The 695-nt window shown below is 56.3% G+C and carries 1 pseudogene; it reads left to right on the top strand.

The annotated features are described in order from the left end of the window. Positions 1 to 342: 342 nt before the first annotated feature. Positions 343 to 695 (top strand): annotated as a pseudogene (locus IB248_RS30900) (hypothetical protein); the annotation flags it as partial.

The following is a 695-nucleotide window of genomic DNA, read 5'->3' as shown; positions in this document are numbered from 1 at the left end:
AATCTCGATCCGCTGCAGATCACGCTCGCTCATCGCAATCAATCCCATCTGCAATCTCCGCCGTCATCAAAACCGGGGAGAGAGTGACATTTCTACTTTGCAGAAACAGGACACTTTAACTTTGCGGTGTGACTTCTAACGTAAATGCAACAAGGGCTTAAAGGCTACTACAGGGCAGGGAGATCAGCCCCCGATCCGACCGGCTGGGCCGGGTTGAAAGGGCGGAGCGGGGGCGGGTGATAACATACCCCTTCGGCTTTAGCTTTCTCACTAGCAATTGTTCTTTTACCGCTCGATACTCGCTGGGACTTTCATGGCGCAGTTGGGGATCAAAGCCAGACGATGCTTCCGGAAATCAACCTGCAGGGGGACGTCGACATCGCCGCGCTGTCACCACTTCTTCGCGGCATGCTTCTTTCGGTTGCCTATGCTGACGGTGAGGGTGGCATAGGATTGACGGCGACCGGTGCCATGAACCGCAAGTTCGTGCATTGGGCCGCTGTGCACTTCCTCTGGCCAGGATTCACAGCCGAGGACCTCTACAGCATGAGCAAGGTGCTCAATGAAAGCGACATGCCGCCGCTTTGGGTCGTGCGCGACATGGCCCGTCATCTGAAGCTTCTTCGCCGGAAAAAGGATGTGCTGCTGCCAACCAGACGCGGCCGGGCGTTTTTGGTGAACCCGCAAGCGTTCTT

Origin of the sequence: Rhizobium sp. RHZ01 (assembly GCF_014851595.1) — a bacterium.
Classification (GTDB): domain Bacteria; phylum Pseudomonadota; class Alphaproteobacteria; order Rhizobiales; family Rhizobiaceae; genus Rhizobium; species Rhizobium altiplani.
Note: the sequence above shows the minus strand (reverse complement) of the source record. Positions and strands in the feature narration are given on the sequence as shown.